This is a genomic window from Pseudomonas putida, assembly GCF_002025705.1.
Classification (GTDB): Bacteria; Pseudomonadota; Gammaproteobacteria; order Pseudomonadales; family Pseudomonadaceae; genus Aquipseudomonas; species Aquipseudomonas putida_J.
The window spans coordinates 4,528,012-4,544,678 of sequence record NZ_CP018846.1; the positions used below are offsets into that span (position 1 = coordinate 4,528,012).

Consider the following 16,667-nt stretch of genomic DNA (forward strand, 5'->3'; position numbering starts at 1 on the left):
GTCAGCGGGTAATGCCGCGGGCGGAGTTCACGATCGACTGGCGGAACAGCTCGACCTGCTCGTACTTGGCAGCCAGCTCGTCCAGTTCCTTGATTGCCTCTTCCACGGTCAAGCCCTGGCGATAGACGATCTTGTAGGACCGGCGCAGGGCATGGATGACCTCATCGCTGAAGCCACGGCGGCGCATGCCTTCGAAGTTCATGCTGCGGGCCTCGGCAGGGCTGCCGAACACCGTGACGAAAGCAGGTACATCCTTGCCAATCGCCGTGCCCATCCCGGAGAACGCATGGGCGCCAATATGGCAGTACTGGTGCACCAGGGTGAAACCGGACAGGATCGCCCAATCGCCCACGTGCACATGCCCGGCCAGCGCCGTGTTGTTGACCAGGATGCAGTGGTTGCCAATGACGCTGTCGTGACCAATGTGGGCATAGGCCATGATCAGGTTGTGATCACCCAGGGTGGTTTCCGCACGATCCTGGACCGTACCACGGTGAATGGTCACGCCTTCTCGGATCACGTTGTGGTCGCCGATCACCAGACGCGTCGGCTCACCCTTGTACTTGAGGTCAGGGGTGTCTTCGCCAATCGAGGAAAACTGGTAGATGCGGTTGTGCTTGCCAATCCGGGTCGGCCCTTTGAGCACCACGTGCGGGCCAATGACCGTACCCTCGCCGATTTCGACATCCGGGCCGACGATCGACCACGGGCCAACCTCGACGCCGTCGGCCAACTTGGCCGACGGATCGATGATCGCCCGCGGATCAATCGAACTCATAGGGAGCGTTCCGCACAGGTGATCTCGGCCGAGCATACCGGCTTGCCGTCGACCAGGGCACGGCACTCGAACTTCCAGATCATGCTTTTGCGGCTGAGGAACTTGGCTTCCAGTACCAACTGGTCACCTGGCAGAACCGGTTGGCGGAAACGCAGCTTGTCGGAACCGACGAAGTAGTACAGGGTGCCATCGGCCGGCTTGGCATCGAGCATCTTGAAACCAAGGATGCCGGCCGCCTGGGCCATGGCTTCGATGATCAGGACGCCCGGCATGATCGGGTGCGCCGGGAAATGGCCATTGAAGAACGGCTCGTTGATGCTGACATTCTTGTAGGCACGAATGCTCTGGGCCTCGAAGTCCAGATCCGTCACGCGATCTACCAGCAGAAACGGGTAGCGGTGAGGCAGGTATTCGCGAATCTCGTTGATGTCCATCATTTCGGGGGGAAGCCTGTAATAAGAATAGGGAGCGCAGGTGCTGACCACACGCTCCTTTTGCAGTCCAAAGAGGAGCCAGCTAGCGACTGTTCACTCTTGCTCAGGAAATGGTATCAGCCTTCTGATGTCGGCTGGCCACCTGAGGTCACGGTATCGACACGTTTTTCCAGCTGCTGGAGACGCTTGGCCATGTCGTCGAGCTGGCGGATACGCGCCGCGCTCTTGCGCCAGTCAGCCAAAGGCTGCATGGCCGTGCCGGATGAATAGGAGCCTGGTTCGGTGATCGAACGGGTCACCATGGTCATCCCGGAGATAAATACGTTATCGCAGATATCGATATGCCCCACCAGGCCAACGCCACCGGCCAGCATGCAATGCTTGCCGATGCGCGTGCTGCCGGAGATACCGACACAAGCGGCCATCGCTGTGTGATCACCGATCTGCACGTTGTGGGCAATCTGGATCTGGTTGTCGAGTTTGACCCCGTCGCCAATCCGAGTGTCGGACAGCGCGCCACGGTCAACCGCTGTATTGACACCAATTTCCACGTCATCACCAATGGTGACGCCGCCGATCTGAGCAATCTTGCGCCAGATACCCTTCTCATTGGCAAAGCCGAAGCCCTCGCCACCGATCACGGCACCCGACTGAATGACCACACGCTTGCCGATGGTCACGTCGTGATACAGCGTGACCCGCGGGGCCAGCCAGCCGCCTTCGCCAACCACGCAACGGGCACCAATGAAGCAATGTGCGCCGATGCTGACATTGGCGCCGATGCGCGCACCGCTTTCGATGACCGCAAACGGCCCGACACTGGCACTGGCATCCACCTGGGCATCATCCGCCACCACGGCGCTGGGATGTATACCCGCCACAGCCTTGGGTTTGGGGTCGAACAGGTGGGAAATGCGCGCATACGCCAGATACGGGTCGGCCACGATCAGGGCGTTGCCGGCAAAGCCTTCGGCGTCCCCAGCCTTGAGCAGCACCGCAGCGGCCTGGCAGTTGTCCAGATATTTGCGGTACTGCGGGTTGGCGAGAAAGCTCAATTGACCGGGGCCGGCCTCCTGCAAGGTGGCCAGCCCGGTAATCTGCAGCGCCTCAGGGCCTTTGAGTGTGGCCCCGAGGGCCTCGGCCAGCTGGCCGAGCGTCATGGTCACGGTCATATCAACGCGCTTGGTTCATGCGCTCGATGACTTGGCGGGTGATGTCGTACTGAGGTTTGACATCAATGACCGCGCCGCGCTCGAGAACCAGGTCGTAACCGCCCTTCTTGATCACTTCCTCGACAGCACCGTCCAGCTTAGGCTTAAGCTGCTTGAGCATGTCGCGGTCGGCAACGGCCTTGGCCTCGTTCAGTTCCTTGGACTGGAACTGGAAGTCACGGGCTTTCTGCTTGAATTCGAGCTCCAGGCGCTCGCGCTCCTGCTGCTGCATCTTGTCGCCGCCCTTGATCAGACGGTCCTGAATGCCCTTGGCGCTGCTTTCCAGGCTTTTCAGCTTGGTCAGTTGCGGGCCGAACTTCTTCTCGGCATCGACCGCGTACTTCTTGGCGGCATCGGATTCGAGCAGGGCCATCTGATAGTTCAGCACGGCGACTTTCATTTCAGCGAAAGCCGGGGTGGCGACCAGCGCCGCGGCCACTACGGCCAGTTGAGCCAATTTACGCACGATGCACTCCTGGAAAAACCGTTGTCGTTAAGCGAGGGCCGACCTTAGAAGGTCTGGCCCAGAGAGAATTGGAACACCTGGGTATCAGCATCGCTCGGCTTCTTCACCGGCATTGCCAGGCTGAAGCTCAACGGGCCCAGAGCAGTAATCCAGGTCACACCCAGACCGACCGAACTGGCCATGCCCGAGAAACCGACCTTTTCGCAATCCGGTTTGCTGCCGCAATTGGTGTCGAACACGTTACCCACATCCCAGAACACGGAGGTGCGCAGGGAACGCTGGTCCTTGACGAACGGCAGCGGGAACAGCAGCTCGACACCACCTTGCACCAGCACGTTACCACCGAACGGCAGCGGATCCTGATCCGGGTCGGCAATGGTGCCTGGGTTCTTGCCGGTACTAGGCGTACTGCGTGGGCCCAGGCTGCTGTCCTTGAAGCCGCGAACGGAGTTGAAACCACCCGCGTAGTAGTTCTCGTAGAACGGCAGGCCCGAAGTGCTACCGAAACCATCACCATAGCCCAGTTCGGTGTGCAGGCGCAGGGTGTAGTCGTTGGTGATCGGCTTGAACAGCTGGCCGCGGTAGTCGAGCTTGTAGAACGACAGGTCGCTGCCCGGGATGGTGCTCTCGAGCGTCAGGCTCTGGGAGTGACCGCGGGTCGCCAGCACACCTTTGTTCAGGGTCGACTCGGACCAGCCGATCGAAGCCTTGAAGTTGGTGAAGCTGTCACCTTCCTGCTTGAGGAAGTCGAAGATCTCGTCAACGGTGTATTTACCGGTCTTGATCTTGTCCTGCTGAACGCTCAGGCCATAGGTCAGACGCGAGGTTTCGCTGATCGGGTAGCCAAGGCTCACACCGGCACCCAGGCTGTCTACGGCATAGCTGGCCACGTCGACATCAAGGTCGCTGTAGTCGGTGCTGCGGTAGAAGGCGTTGTAACCCAGGCTCACGCCGTCGGCAGTGAAGTAGGGGTCAACGAAACCGAAGTTGTAGCGGGTCTGGTATTCCGAACGGGTCAGGCCGATGGACACCTTGTTACCGGTACCGAGGAAGTTGGTCTGGCTGATCGAACCACCCAGGATCAGGCCGGCGCTCTGGGCGAAGCCGACGCTGGCGGTGATCGAGCCGGAGGCCTGCTCTTCGACGCTGTAGTTGACGTCGACCTGGTCGTCGGTGCCTGGCACCGCCGGGGTCTCGACGTTGACTTCCTTGAAGAAGCCCAGGCGCTCGAGGCGGGTCTTGGACTGGTCGATCAGGTAGGTCGAAGCCCAGCCGCCTTCCATCTGGCGCATTTCGCGGCGCAGCACTTCGTCTTCGGTCTTGGTGTTGCCGCGGTAGTTGATGCGGTTGACGTAGGCACGCTTGCCCGGGTCGACCACGAACATGATGTCGACGGTGTGGTCCTGGTCATTCGGCTGTGGCACGCCGTTGACGTTGGCGAAGGTGTAGCCCTCGTTGCCCAGGCGGCGGGTGATCAGCTCGGAGGTGGTAGTCATCACCTTGCGCGAGAACACCTGGCCCGGCTGCACCAGCAGCAGCGACTTGACCTGGTCTTCCGGCACCTTCAGGTCACCCGACAGCTTGACGTCGCGAACCGTGTACTTCTCGCCTTCGTTGACGTTGACGGTGATGTAGACGTGCTTCTTGTCCGGGGTGATCGACACCTGGGTGGAGGCGATGTCCATGTTGATGTAGCCGCGGTCCAGGTAGTAGGAACGCAGACGCTCCAGGTCACCGGAGAGTTTTTCGCGGGCGTACTTGTCGTCGTTCTTGAAGAACGACAGCCAGTTGGTGGTCTTCAGCTCGAACAGCTGCTGCAGCTCGTCATCGCTGAACACGGTGTTGCCAACGATGTTGATGTGCTGGATGGCAGCGACGGTGCCTTCGTTGATCTTGATCTTCAAGGCCACACGGTTGCGCGGCTGCGGCACCACCTCGGCGTCGACCTCGGCCGAGTAGCGGCCCTGGGCTACGTACTGGCGCTGCAGCTCGTTGCGCACGCCTTCGAGGGTGGCACGCTGGAAGATCTCGCCTTCGGCCAGGCCCGACTGCTTCAGGCCTTTCATCAGGTCTTCGGTGCTGATCGCCTTGTTGCCCTCGATCTCGATGCTCGACACCGATGGGCGCTCGACCACGTTGATGATCAGGACGTTGCCATCGCGGTTGAGCTGGATGTCCTGGAAGAAGCCGGTCTTGAACAGCGAACGGGTGGAGTCGACCAGGCGGCGGTCGTCAGCCTGGTCGCCGACGTTGAGCGGCAAGGCGCCGAACACGCTGCCAGCGGATACCCGCTGCAGGCCGTTGACACGAATATCGGAGATGGTGAAGGACTCGGCGTGAACTTCAGCGATCATCAGTGCGGACATGACCGCAGTTAGCAGCAGACGTTTCATGAAGTCCTTTTATTCCAACTGGCAATAAACAACCCGCCGCATGGAGGCGGCAGGTTCGCAATTGAGCGAATCTTTTAAAGTCGACCCAGATCGTTGATCAGGGCGAGCAACATCACCCCTACGACCAAACTGATACCGATCTGGACCCCCCAACCTTGCACCCGTTCCGACAGCGGACGACCGCGCGCCCACTCGACGAGGTAAAACAGCAAATGCCCCCCATCCAGTACCGGAATGGGCAGCAGGTTAAGAACCCCCAGGCTTATGCTCAGGTAGGCCAGGAAATTCAGGAAATCCCCCACGCCGGACTGGGCTGAAGCGCCCGCCACTTTAGCAATGGTTATCGGTCCGCTCAAGTTTTTTACCGAGAGCTCCCCGAACAGCATTTTCTTCAGCGACTCGAGGGTCAGAACGCTCATGTTCCAAGTACGCGAGAGGCCCTCACCAACGGCATCCAGCGGCCCATAGCTGACTTCGCGAAGCATGCTCGCGGGCCATTCGGCGCCCTTCACACCCGCCCCGAGATAGCCACCGGCAGCCTTGCCTTCGCCTTTATGAGCCAGCGTGACCGGCACATCCAGGGCCGCGCCATCGCGCTCGACGCGCAGCACCACCGGGGCGTCCGGGCGGGCGCGAACACTGTCCACCACCTGCTGCCAATCACTCAATGCCGCGCCGTCGAGCGCAAGCAACTTGTCGCCAGCCTTCAGACCAGCGGCAGCGGCCGGGCCTTTCGGATCGATCTCGGCCAGTACCGGCGCAACCGCCGGCCGCCATGGGCGCAGGCCCAGGGACTGGATTGGGTCCGGCTCGTCGGCCCCCTTGAGCCAATGGTCCAGTTTCACCTGCAGCTGGCGCTCGGCACTGGCGCCTTCGTCGCGCACCCCTACCTGCAGCGTGCCACTCTCACCCAGGCGTCGAACCAGCTGCAGATTGACGGCCGACCAACCATTGGTCGCCTTGCCATCAATAGATACAATTTCCTGACCAGCGGCCAGGCCTGCCGACGCAGCCAGGCTCCCGGATTCGACCGCGCCGATTACCGGGCGGATCTGCTGGGTGCCGAGCATGGCCAACAGCCAGAAGAAGACGATGGCCAGGAGGAAGTTGGCAATGGGGCCTGCAGCCACGATCGCGATGCGCTGACGCACTGACTTGCGATTGAAAGACTGGTGGGCGAGCGCAGGCGGAACATCGCCTTCACGCTCGTCGAGCATCTTGACGTAGCCGCCCAGCGGGATCGCCGCCACCACGAACTCGGTGCCTTGGCGGTCATGCCAGCGCAGCAGCGGCGTGCCGAAGCCGACGGAGAAGCGCAGCACCTTGACTCCGCAACGCCGGGCAACCCAGAAGTGGCCGAATTCGTGGAACGTGACCAACACACCCAGGGCCACCAGGGTGCCGACAATCATGTAGAGCGCAGTCATATCTATCTCCGAATGACGTTCAGCAGAACCCTGGAAGAGCGACCAGCCTCAACGGCCGTGACGCCTCAGCCACTCACGAGCCAGCTCGCGAGCGCGCTGGTCGGCAGCGAACACGGCTTCCAGCGACAGCAGCGGCACCACAGGTTCCTGATCAAGCACCTGTTCGATCATACCCGCGATCTCCGGGAAGCGGATACGCCGCTGGAGAAATGCCTCGACCGCGACCTCGTTGGCCGCATTGAGCACCGCAGGTGCACTGTTCCCGGCCTCGGCCGCCGCGCGCGCAAGGCGCAGGCAGGGGAAGCGCTGTTCGTCTGGCGCCTGGAAGTCCAGGCGTGCGATGGCGAACAGGTCCAGCGGGGCAACCCCGGAATCGATGCGCTCTGGCCAGGCCAGGGCGTTGGCGATCGGAGTGCGCATGTCCGGGTTGCCCAGCTGGGCCAACACCGAACCATCGACGTAGTCGACCAACGAATGGATCACGCTTTGCGGATGCACCACCACTTCGACCTTGGCCGGTGCTGCGTCGAACAGCCAGCAGGCCTCGATCAGCTCCAGGCCCTTGTTCATCATGCTGGCCGAGTCCACCGAAATCTTCCGGCCCATGGACCAGTTGGGGTGAGCACAAGCCTGTTCCGGCGTGACATCGACCAAGGCTGCCTGGGGCGTTTCGCGGAACGGCCCACCCGAGGCAGTCAGCAGGATGCGGCGCACGCCAACCTGGCTCAGACCACGGGCATAATCGCCAGGCAGGCACTGGAAGATCGCATTATGCTCGCTGTCGATCGGCAGCAGCACGGCGCCACTGCGACGCACAGCTTCCATGAACAGCGCGCCGGACATCACCAGCGCTTCCTTGTTGGCCAACAATACTTTCTTGCCCGCCTCGACCGCAGCCAAGGTAGGGCGCAGACCGGCAGCGCCGACAATGGCCGCCATCACCGCATCCACTTCAGGGGCTGCCGCCACCTCACAGAGGCCCGCCTCCCCTTCCAGTACCTGGGTAGCGCAGCCAGCGCCAGCCAGGCCATCACGCAGGCGCGCAGCGGCTTCAGCATTGGGCACCACGGCATAGACCGGGCTGTGCTTAACGCACAGGGCCAACAGCTCGTCGATGCGCGAATAGCCGCTCAGGGCGAAAACCTGGTAGCGCTCAGGGTGTCGTGCAATCACATCAAGGGTGCTAAGGCCGATCGAGCCAGTAGCACCCAGGACGGTAATGCGCTGCACAATGCTCACATCGCACCCCATTCTGCAGCCCACAGCAGCACGGCAAAGATCGGGATCGCTGCCGTCAGGCTGTCGATGCGGTCAAGCACACCACCATGGCCAGGCAGCAGATTGCTGCTGTCCTTGATGCCGGCACGTCGCTTGAACATGCTTTCGGTCAGATCACCGATCACCGACGACATGACCACCAACGCGGCGCCCATCAGCCCCAGCAGAAGCTGACCGAACCCCCAGTCACGGCTAATGCCGACCACCAGGGTGATCACCAGGCTGACCGCCAGGCCGCCGTACACGCCTTCCCAACTCTTGCCCGGGCTTACCTGCGGCGCCAGCTTGCGCTTGCCAAAGGCACGACCGGAGAAATAAGCACCGATATCGGCCGCCCAGACCAGCACCATGACCGACAGGATCAGCCAGTTACCCAGCTGCCAGTGCTTGAGCAGTATCAGCCCCTGCCAGGCCGGCAACAGGATCAGCAGGCCGATTAGCAGTTTGCAGGCTGCGCTGGCCCACAGCTCGCTGCTGCGTGGATAGGTCAGCACCAGCCAGGTGGCCAGCCCCCACCAGATGACCGAAGCCCCGAGCACCCAGGGTGCCAAGTCCGGCATGAGGTGGAGCAGCATCAGCGCCCCGGCGACTACAGCGGCGTAGGCGATGCGCAGAGGCTGGGCCACAAGCCCGGCCAGACGCGCCCACTCCCAGGCACCGAGGGTCACCACGAAGCCGATGAACAGGGCGAAGTCCCCGCCGTTGAGCAGGAAAAAACCACCCAGCGCGACCGGCAACAGGATCAGCGCAGTAATGATGCGTTGTTTAAGCATTAAGCACGAGCTCCAGCCTCGACCTGCTCGCTGGTCTTACCGAAGCGGCGCTGGCGCGAAGCGAAATCGGCCAGGGCTTTGCGCATGGCCTCGTGTTTGAAATCCGGCCAGTAGAGGTCGGAGAAGTACAGTTCGGCGTAGGCCAGCTGCCACAGCAGGAAGTTGCTGATGCGATGCTCGCCACCGGTGCGGATACACAGGTCGGGCAACGGCAGCTCGCCTGTGGCCAGACAGGTCTGCAACAAGCCTGGGGTGATGTCGTCCGGACGCAGATGGCCGGCCTGCACCTCACGCGCCAGACGCTGGGCAGCCTGGGCGATATCCCACTGGCCACCATAGTTGGCGGCGATCTGCAGGATAAAGCGATTGCTGCCCGCGGTCAGCGCTTCGGCCTCGCGCATGGCAGCCTGCAGCTCTGGGTGGAAACGCGAACGGTCACCGATGATGCGCAGGCTGATGTTGTTCTCGTTGAGACGCCGAGCCTCACGGCGCAAGGCCGAGAAGAACAACTCCATCAACGCACCGACCTCTTCGGCCGGGCGCTGCCAGTTCTCGCTGGAGAACGCGAACAGGGTCAGCACTTCGACCCCGGACTCGGCACACACCTCAATGACTGCGCGCACCGCATCGACGCCAGCCTTGTGCCCGGCGACGCCGGGCAACAAGCGCTTCTTCGCCCAGCGGTTGTTGCCATCCATGATGATCGCGACATGACGCGGCACCGAGGACGGTGCCGCCAACTTGGACTTTTCCATTAAAAAACCTCGGCCTTAAACGGCCATCAGGTCCTTTTCCTTGGCTTTGAAAGCAGCATCGACTTCAGCAATGTACTTGTCGGTCAGCTTCTGGATTTCATCAGCGGCGCGACGTTCTTCGTCTTCGCTGATTTCCTTGTCCTTGGTCAGCTTCTTCAGGTCACCCAGGGCATCACGGCGCACGTTGCGCACGGCCACCTTGGCATCCTCGGCAACGCTGCTGGCCTGCTTGGTGTAGCCCTTGCGGGTCTCTTCGGTCAGGGCAGGCATCGGTACACGGATGGTGGTACCGGCGCTGGACGGGTTCAGGCCCAGGTCGGAGGTCAGGATGGCCTTCTCGATGGCAGCGCTGAGGTTCTTGTCGTGAGCGACGATCTTCAGGGTACGGGCATCTTCGACGGTGATCGCGGCCACCTGGTTCAGCGGCATCTCGCTGCCCCAGGCAGTGACCTTGACGGTATCCAGGATACTAGGGTGAGCGCGACCGGTGCGGATGGCAGCCAGGTTGCGACCCAGCGCCTCGATGGACTTGCCCATGCGATCCTGGGCGTCTTTCTTGATGTCGTTGATCATTTTTGAACTTCCTCGATCAGGGTTCCTTCCGCGCCGCCATGCACGATGTTCAGCAGGGCGCCGGGCTTGTTCATGTTGAAGACGCGCAGCGGCATCTTGTGGTCGCGGCACAGACAGATTGCCGTCAGGTCCATCACACCCAGCTTGCGATCCAGCACTTCATCGTAGGTCAGATGATCGAACTTCTCGGCATGCGGGTCCTTGAATGGATCTGCAGTGTATACACCATCGACCTTGGTTGCCTTCAATACCACGTCGGCATCGATTTCGATGGCGCGCAGGCAGGCGGCGGAGTCGGTGGTGAAGAACGGGTTGCCGGTACCGGCAGCGAAAATTACAACTTCCTTGGCGTTCAGGTGGCGCATGGCCTTGCGGCGATCATAGTGATCGGTCACGCCAACCATGGAAATAGCCGACATGACAATGGCGGTGATGTTCGCCCGCTCCAGCGCGTCGCGCATGGCCAGGCCGTTCATTACGGTCGCCAGCATGCCCATGTGGTCGCCGGTGACGCGGTCCATGCCGGCTGCACTGAGCGCCGCACCACGGAACAGGTTGCCACCACCGATCACCAGACCTACCTGAACACCAATGCCGACCAGTTGGCCGACTTCCAGCGCCATGCGATCCAGGACCTTGGGGTCGATCCCGAACTCTTCCGAGCCCATCAGGGCCTCGCCGCTAAGTTTGAGTAGAATGCGTTTATAGCGAGCCTGATGACCACTGCCCTGCTGAGCCATTGCGAATCTCTCCTGCGGCGTTTGTAAAAAATTCTGGCGGGCTTCTTGAGCCTGCATGTAACTCTAACGTGACGCAGCGACTGCGTCAGCGAGCAACGGTCTCGTAAACCGCTCCCGCTTTGACAAAGAGGCTGCGCGCGTGAGCGGGCAGCCTCTTTGGGGCGACAGACGGGGCTGTCTTACTGCTTGGCAGCTGCTACCTGAGCGGCAACTTCAGCAGCGAAGTCGTCGACCGGCTTCTCGATGCCTTCGCCAACCTTGAAGTAGGTGAAGGAAACGATTTCAGCGCCAGCTTTCTTGGCCAGCTCGCCAACTTTGACTTCCGGGTTCATGACGAAAGCTTGCTCTTTCAGCGAGGCTTCGGCTTTGAACTTGGTGATACGACCGTTGATCATGTTCTCAACGATGTTTTCCGGCTTGCCGGCGATCTTGTCAGCGTTCAGCTGCAGGAAGACGTTCTTCTCGCGCTCGATGGCCTCGGCGGAGATTTCCGACGAATCCAGGAACTCTGGGTTCGAAGCTGCAACGTGCATGGCGATGTTCTTGGCCAGCTCGATGTCGCCGCCCTTCAGGACAACGGCAGCGCCGATCTTGTTGCCGTGCAGGTAGGCGCCGACAACGTCACCTTCAACGCGCACCAGGCGACGGATGTTGACGTTTTCGCCGCACTTGGCAACCAGGGCTTCACGAGCAGCTTCACGCGAGGCGATCAGCGGAGCTGCGTCGGTCAGCTTCTGGGCGAAGGCTTCTTCCAGGCTTTCAGCCACGAAGTTCTTGAAGTCGTCTTGCAGGGCCAGGAAGTCGGTCTGCGAGTTCACTTCCAGCAGGACGGCGGCTTTGCCGTCGGTCTTGACGGCGATGGCGCCTTCAGCAGCCACGTTGCCAGCCTTTTTGGCGGCCTTGATGGCGCCCGAGGCACGCATGTCGTCAATGGCTTTTTCGATGTCGCCGTCGGCCTTTTCCAGGGCCTTCTTGCAATCCATCATGCCTTCGCCGGTACGCTCGCGCAGTTCTTTGACCAGCGCCGCAGTAATTGCTGCCATTTCAAAATCCTCTTGGAAAGTTTTTCAACCATTCCACCCGCTTTTCACGGGCGTTAAATTCTGCAAATCGCTGCCTTTATATCAGCACGCCCATCATGCGGGGCCGTTGCTGACAGCAGGATTTCAAGGTGGCAAAAAGGGGGCAGAGCCCCCTTTTCGCGTGCCAAGTAGACGCTAGCGCCTATTACTCAGCAGCAGGTGCAGCCGCTTCTTCAGCGTAGACTTCGGTGCCGCCGGCAACGTTGTTGCGGCCGCGGATGACGGCGTCAGCCATCGAAGTCATGTACAGCTCGATAGCGCGGATGGCGTCATCGTTACCTGGGATAACGAAGTCAACGCCTTCTGGGCTGCTGTTGGTATCGACAACGCCGATAACCGGGATGCCCAGCTTGTTGGCTTCAGTGATAGCAATGCGCTCGTGGTCAACGTCGATCACGAACAGGGCATCAGGCAGGCCGCCCATGTCCTTGATACCACCCAGGCTGCGGTCCAGCTTTTCCAGATCGCGCGAACGCATCAGGGCTTCTTTCTTGGTCAGCTTGGCGAAGGTGCCATCTTCGGCCTGGGTTTCCAGGTCGCGCAGACGCTTGATCGAAGCACGGATGGTCTTGTAGTTGGTCAGCATGCCGCCCAACCAACGGTGGTCAACGTATGGCGAACCTGCACGAGCAGCTTGCTCGGCAACGATCTTGCCGGCGGAACGCTTGGTGCCGACGAACAGGATCTTGTTCTTGCCCTGGGCCAGGCGCTCTACGAACGACAGAGCGTCGTTGAACATCGGCAGGGTTTTTTCCAGGTTGATGATGTGGATCTTGTTACGCGCGCCGAAAATGTACTTGCCCATTTTCGGGTTCCAGTAACGGGTCTGGTGGCCGAAGTGCACACCGGCCTTCAGCATATCGCGCATGTTGACTTGGGACATGATAGTTCCTTGATAAGTCGGGTTGGGCCTCCACGTATCCCAATGACCAACCCGCGAATCATTCGATCCGGGGCACCCAGGTCATCGTGTCGACACGTGTGTGGGTTTGGAGCTGACGGGGTCGACCCCGAAAGCGGCGCATTTTATACCACAGACCGCGAGCGAACGGAACCCGGTTCAAGTTGCGTCCGTCAGCAGTTTTTGCAGCACCCTGGCAAACAGGCCAGAATGCCTTCTATAGACCGCAGCATGGCCGCCTTTATCCCGACAGAAGGCCGCCCTGCTCTGCTAGAATCCGGCCTTTCCCGTTTGTTCGCGCCGCCTGCGGCGCCGTAGAGAGCCTGTAATGACCGTCACCATCAAGACTGCAGAAGACATCGAGAAGATGCGCATCGCCGGCCGCCTGGCCGCCGAGGTGCTGGAAATGATCGAAGAACACGTCAAGCCCGGTGTCACCACCGAAGAGCTCGACCGCCTGTGCCACGACTACATCGTCAACGTCCAGCAGGCCATCCCGGCGCCCCTCAACTACAAGGGCTACCCGAAGTCGATCTGCACCTCGATCAACCATGTGGTCTGCCACGGCATCCCCAACGACAAGCCGCTCAAGGACGGTGACACGCTCAACATCGATGTCACCGTGATCAAGGACGGCTACCACGGCGATACCAGCCGCATGTTCCACGTCGGTACCGTACCGGTCTGGGCCGAGCGCCTGTCCAAGGTCACCCAGGAATGCATGTACAAGGCCATTGAACTGGTCAAGCCGGGCTGCCGCCTGGGCGATATCGGTGAAGTGATCCAGAAGCACGCCGAGAAGAACGGTTTCTCGGTGGTGCGCGAGTTCTGTGGCCATGGCATCGGCAAGGTGTTCCATGAAGAGCCGCAGATCCTCCACTACGGCCGCGCCGGCACCGGCATGGAACTCAAAGAGGGCATGACCTTCACCATCGAGCCGATGATCAACCAGGGCAAGGCCGACACCAAGGTGCTGGGCGATGGCTGGACCGCCATCACCAAGGATCGCAAGCTCTCGGCCCAGTGGGAACACACCCTGGTGGTCACGGCCACCGGTTACGAGATCTTCACCCTGCGCAAGGACGACACCATCCCGCGCACCTCGGCCTGATTGCACCCAAGGCAACCCTCCAGACAGGAACGCGACGCGATGCCACAGGTGGATCCCGAGCTGTTCGACCGCGGCCAGTTCCAGGCGGAACTGGCCCTCAAGGCGAGCCCCATTGCCGCCTTCAAGAAAGCCATCCGCCAGGCCGGCGAAGTGCTCGACAAGCGTTTTCGCACGGGTGGCGAAATCCGCCCGCTGATCGAAGCCCGCGCCTGGCTCGTCGACAATATCCTGCAACAGGCCTGGAACCAGTTCGACTGGGGCGACTCCAGTGGTATCGCCCTGGTCGCGGTTGGCGGCTATGGCCGCGGTGAGCTGCACCCGCATTCGGACATCGACCTGCTGATCCTGCTCGGCGCCGCCGAGCACGAGCAGTACCGCGAGGCCATCGAGCGCTTCCTCACCCTGCTCTGGGACATCGGTCTGGAAGTCGGCCAAAGCGTGCGTACCGTCGGCGAATGCGCCGAACAGGCCCGCGCCGACCTGACGGTGATCACCAACCTGATGGAAAGCCGCACCATTGCCGGCCCCGAAGACCTGCGCCAGCGCATGCTCGAGGTGACCAGCACCACTTACATGTGGCCGAGCAAGGAGTTCTTCCTGGCCAAGCGCGCCGAACTCAAGGCCCGCCACCACAAGTACAACGACACCGAGTACAACCTCGAGCCCAACGTCAAAGGCTCACCGGGTGGCCTGCGCGACATCCAGACGGTGCTCTGGGTGGCCCGCCGCCAGTACGGCACCCTGAACCTGCACGCCCTGGCTGGCGAAGGCTTTTTGCTGGAAAGCGAGAACGAACTGCTGGCCTCGTCCCAGGACTTCCTGTGGAAGGTGCGCTACGCCCTGCACATGCTCGCCGGCCGCGCCGAGGACCGCCTGCTGTTCGACCACCAGCGCAGCATCGCCGCGCTGCTTGGTTACAGCGACGACAACCCCAAGCGCGCCATCGAACAGTTCATGCAGCAGTACTACCGGGTGGTGATGAGCATCAGCCAGTTGTGCGACCTGATCATCCAGCACTTCGAAGAAGTCATCCTCGCCGATGACGACAGCGGCACCACCCAACCGCTTAACGCACGCTTCCGCCTGCACGACGGATATATCGAAGCGGTCAACCCGAACGTGTTCAAGCGCACCCCGTTCGCCATGCTGGAGATCTTCGTGCTGATGGCCCAGCACCCGGAGATCAAGGGCGTGCGCGCCGACACCGTGCGCCTGCTGCGCGAGCACCGGCACCTGATCGACGACACCTTCCGCAACGATATCCGCAACACCAGCCTGTTCATCGAACTGTTCAAATGCGAGATCGGCATCCACCGCAACCTGCGGCGGATGAACCGGTACGGCATCCTTGGCCGCTATCTGCCGGAGTTCGGCCTGATCGTCGGGCAGATGCAGCACGACCTGTTCCACATCTACACGGTCGATGCGCACACCCTCAACCTCATCAAGCACCTGCGCAAGCTGCAGTACACGCCGGTGTCCGAAAAATTCCCGCTGGCCAGCAAACTCATGGGCCGCCTGCCCAAGCCCGAGCTGATCTACCTGGCCGGCCTGTACCACGATATCGGCAAGGGCCGCCAGGGCGACCACTCCGAGATCGGCGCGGTGGATGCGCAGAAGTTCTGCGAACGCCACCAGCTTCCCGCCTGGGACAGCCGGCTGATCGTCTGGCTGGTGCAGAACCACCTGGTGATGTCGACCACGGCGCAGCGCAAGGACCTGTCCGACCCGCAGGTGATCAACGATTTCGCCCTGCACGTGGGCGACGAGACACGCCTGGACTACCTCTACGTGCTGACCGTGGCCGACATCAACGCCACCAACCCCAGCCTGTGGAACTCCTGGCGCGCCAGCCTGCTGCGCCAGCTCTACACCGAGACCAAGCGCGCCCTGCGCCGCGGCCTGGAAAACCCGCTGGACCGTGAGGAGCAGATCCGCCAGACCCAATCGGCCGCACTGGACATCCTCGTGCGCGAGGGCACCGACCCGGACGATGTCGAGCAGTTGTGGTCGCAATTGGGCGATGACTACTTCCTCAAGCACAACGCCGCCGACGTGGCCTGGCACAGTGACGCCATCCTCCAGCAACCGGCGGATGGCGGGCCGCTGGTGCTGATCAAGGAAACCACCCAACGCGAATTCGAAGGCGGCACGCAGATCTTCATCTACGCGCCCGACCAGCACGATTTCTTCGCCGTGACCGTGGCCGCCATGTCGCAGTTGAACCTGAACATCCATGATGCGCGGATCATCACTTCGAGCAGCCAGTTCACCCTCGACACCTATATCGTGCTCGACAACGACGGCGGCTCGATCGGCGACAACCCGCAGCGGGTCAAGCAGATCCGCGACGGCCTGACCGAAGCGCTGCGCAACCCCGAGGATTACCCGACCATCATCCAGCGCCGGGTGCCGCGCCAGCTCAAGCACTTCAACTTCCCGCCGCAGGTGACCATCCTCAACGACGCCCAGCGCCCGGTGACCATCCTCGAGATCACCGCACCAGACCGCCCCGGCCTGCTGGCGCGGATCGGGCGGATCTTCCTGGAGTTCGACCTGTCGCTGCAGAACGCCAAGATCGCCACCCTCGGCGAGCGGGTGGAGGACGTGTTCTTCATCACCGATGCCGACAACCAGCCGCTGTCCGACCCGCAGCTGTGCAGCCGCCTGCAGGAAGCCATCGTGCAGCAGCTGCAGGCCGGCCAGGCCAGCGATGCCAGCCCGACCCGCGTGACTTTTTAACGA

At 61.6% G+C, this 16,667-nt stretch carries 15 protein-coding genes; 2 read left to right on the forward strand and 13 right to left on the reverse strand.

All coding sequences use genetic code 11. The features are described 5' to 3' along the window. Position 1: 1 nt before the first annotated feature. The 13 genes from lpxA to rpsB all read right to left on the reverse strand — a co-directional run bounded on the left by lpxA (position 2) and on the right by rpsB (position 12,793). Positions 2–778, reverse strand: a complete 777-nt coding sequence (gene lpxA, locus BUQ73_RS20555) for an acyl-ACP--UDP-N-acetylglucosamine O-acyltransferase (RefSeq protein ID WP_027920027.1) — start codon at positions 776–778, stop codon at positions 2–4. Then, positions 775–1,215 carry a 3-hydroxyacyl-ACP dehydratase FabZ gene (fabZ, locus tag BUQ73_RS20560; RefSeq protein ID WP_003252314.1) on the reverse strand — a complete coding sequence of 147 codons (441 nt, stop codon included), beginning with the start codon at positions 1,213–1,215 and terminating at the stop codon, positions 775–777. Before fabZ ends, lpxA begins: the two co-directional genes overlap by 4 nt. Positions 1,216–1,328: 113 nt before the next feature. After that, a complete protein-coding gene (gene lpxD, locus BUQ73_RS20565; protein ID WP_079229456.1) occupies positions 1,329–2,384 on the reverse strand; it encodes a UDP-3-O-(3-hydroxymyristoyl)glucosamine N-acyltransferase in 1,056 nt (351 codons plus the stop codon). 1 nt (position 2,385) lies between these two features. Next, positions 2,386–2,889 (reverse strand): OmpH family outer membrane protein, encoded by a 504-nt coding sequence (locus BUQ73_RS20570; protein WP_003252311.1) that lies wholly within the window; start codon positions 2,887–2,889, stop codon positions 2,386–2,388. A gap of 44 nt (positions 2,890–2,933) precedes the next feature. Further along, positions 2,934–5,282, reverse strand: a complete 2,349-nt coding sequence (gene bamA / locus BUQ73_RS20575) for an outer membrane protein assembly factor BamA (protein WP_079229457.1) — start codon at positions 5,280–5,282, stop codon at positions 2,934–2,936. A 74-nt stretch (positions 5,283–5,356) separates the two neighbouring features. Continuing rightward, positions 5,357–6,709 carry a sigma E protease regulator RseP gene (gene rseP, locus BUQ73_RS20580; protein ID WP_079229458.1) on the reverse strand — a complete coding sequence of 451 codons (1,353 nt, stop codon included), beginning with the start codon at positions 6,707–6,709 and terminating at the stop codon, positions 5,357–5,359. Between the two features lie 48 nt (positions 6,710–6,757). Continuing rightward, a complete protein-coding gene (ispC, locus tag BUQ73_RS20585; protein ID WP_079229459.1) occupies positions 6,758–7,948 on the reverse strand; it encodes a 1-deoxy-D-xylulose-5-phosphate reductoisomerase in 1,191 nt (396 codons plus the stop codon). Further along, positions 7,945–8,760, reverse strand: coding sequence for a phosphatidate cytidylyltransferase (locus tag BUQ73_RS20590; RefSeq protein WP_079229460.1), 816 nt, complete (start codon positions 8,758–8,760; stop codon positions 7,945–7,947). The genes ispC and BUQ73_RS20590 overlap by 4 nt, the downstream gene beginning before the upstream one ends. Further along, complete coding sequence (gene uppS, locus BUQ73_RS20595) at positions 8,760–9,515, reverse strand: polyprenyl diphosphate synthase (RefSeq protein ID WP_027920033.1); 756 nt, start codon at positions 9,513–9,515, stop codon at positions 8,760–8,762. Before uppS ends, BUQ73_RS20590 begins: the two co-directional genes overlap by 1 nt. 15 nt (positions 9,516–9,530) lie before the next feature. Further along, the gene (gene frr, locus BUQ73_RS20600) at positions 9,531–10,088 is read right to left on the reverse strand and encodes a ribosome recycling factor (RefSeq protein ID WP_079229461.1); all 558 of its coding nucleotides are present in this window, start codon (positions 10,086–10,088) and stop codon (positions 9,531–9,533) included. Further along, positions 10,085–10,828 carry a UMP kinase gene (pyrH, locus tag BUQ73_RS20605; RefSeq protein WP_027920035.1) on the reverse strand — a complete coding sequence of 248 codons (744 nt, stop codon included), beginning with the start codon at positions 10,826–10,828 and terminating at the stop codon, positions 10,085–10,087. The genes frr and pyrH overlap by 4 nt, the downstream gene beginning before the upstream one ends. Positions 10,829–11,007: 179 nt before the next feature. Further along, positions 11,008–11,871, reverse strand: a complete 864-nt coding sequence (tsf, locus tag BUQ73_RS20610; protein WP_027920036.1) for a translation elongation factor Ts — start codon at positions 11,869–11,871, stop codon at positions 11,008–11,010. Between the two features lie 184 nt (positions 11,872–12,055). Continuing rightward, the gene (rpsB, locus tag BUQ73_RS20615; RefSeq protein ID WP_027920037.1) at positions 12,056–12,793 is read right to left on the reverse strand and encodes a 30S ribosomal protein S2; all 738 of its coding nucleotides are present in this window, start codon (positions 12,791–12,793) and stop codon (positions 12,056–12,058) included. Positions 12,794–13,139: 346 nt separating this feature from the next. Between rpsB and map the strand changes: the two genes are divergently transcribed. Both map and BUQ73_RS20625 read left to right on the forward strand, forming a co-directional pair. Further along, positions 13,140–13,922: a type I methionyl aminopeptidase gene (gene map / locus BUQ73_RS20620; protein WP_004375406.1), complete on the forward strand. Its 783-nt coding sequence runs from the start codon at positions 13,140–13,142 to the stop codon at positions 13,920–13,922. A gap of 39 nt (positions 13,923–13,961) precedes the next feature. Beyond that, the gene (locus tag BUQ73_RS20625; protein ID WP_079229462.1) at positions 13,962–16,664 is read left to right on the forward strand and encodes a [protein-PII] uridylyltransferase; all 2,703 of its coding nucleotides are present in this window, start codon (positions 13,962–13,964) and stop codon (positions 16,662–16,664) included. The last annotated feature ends 3 nt before the right edge of the window (positions 16,665–16,667 follow it).

What these genes read in the sequence shown, in the direction of transcription:
- rpsB (WP_027920037.1), bottom strand. Translation starts at nt 12,793, where the DNA reads ATGTCCCAAGTCAACATGCGCGATATGCTGAAGGCCGGTGTGCACTTC.
- bamA (WP_079229457.1), bottom strand. Translation starts at nt 5,282, where the DNA reads ATGAAACGTCTGCTGCTAACTGCGGTCATGTCCGCACTGATGATCGCT.
- BUQ73_RS20625 (WP_079229462.1), top strand. Translation starts at nt 13,962, where the DNA reads ATGCCACAGGTGGATCCCGAGCTGTTCGACCGCGGCCAGTTCCAGGCG.
- uppS (WP_027920033.1), bottom strand. Translation starts at nt 9,515, where the DNA reads ATGGAAAAGTCCAAGTTGGCGGCACCGTCCTCGGTGCCGCGTCATGTC.
- fabZ (WP_003252314.1), bottom strand. Translation starts at nt 1,215, where the DNA reads ATGATGGACATCAACGAGATTCGCGAATACCTGCCTCACCGCTACCCG.
- BUQ73_RS20590 (WP_079229460.1), bottom strand. Translation starts at nt 8,760, where the DNA reads ATGCTTAAACAACGCATCATTACTGCGCTGATCCTGTTGCCGGTCGCG.
- rseP (WP_079229458.1), bottom strand. Translation starts at nt 6,709, where the DNA reads ATGACTGCGCTCTACATGATTGTCGGCACCCTGGTGGCCCTGGGTGTG.
- tsf (WP_027920036.1), bottom strand. Translation starts at nt 11,871, where the DNA reads ATGGCAGCAATTACTGCGGCGCTGGTCAAAGAACTGCGCGAGCGTACC.
- lpxD (WP_079229456.1), bottom strand. Translation starts at nt 2,384, where the DNA reads ATGACCGTGACCATGACGCTCGGCCAGCTGGCCGAGGCCCTCGGGGCC.
- pyrH (WP_027920035.1), bottom strand. Translation starts at nt 10,828, where the DNA reads ATGGCTCAGCAGGGCAGTGGTCATCAGGCTCGCTATAAACGCATTCTA.
- map (WP_004375406.1), top strand. Translation starts at nt 13,140, where the DNA reads ATGACCGTCACCATCAAGACTGCAGAAGACATCGAGAAGATGCGCATC.
- lpxA (WP_027920027.1), bottom strand. Translation starts at nt 778, where the DNA reads ATGAGTTCGATTGATCCGCGGGCGATCATCGATCCGTCGGCCAAGTTG.
- frr (WP_079229461.1), bottom strand. Translation starts at nt 10,088, where the DNA reads ATGATCAACGACATCAAGAAAGACGCCCAGGATCGCATGGGCAAGTCC.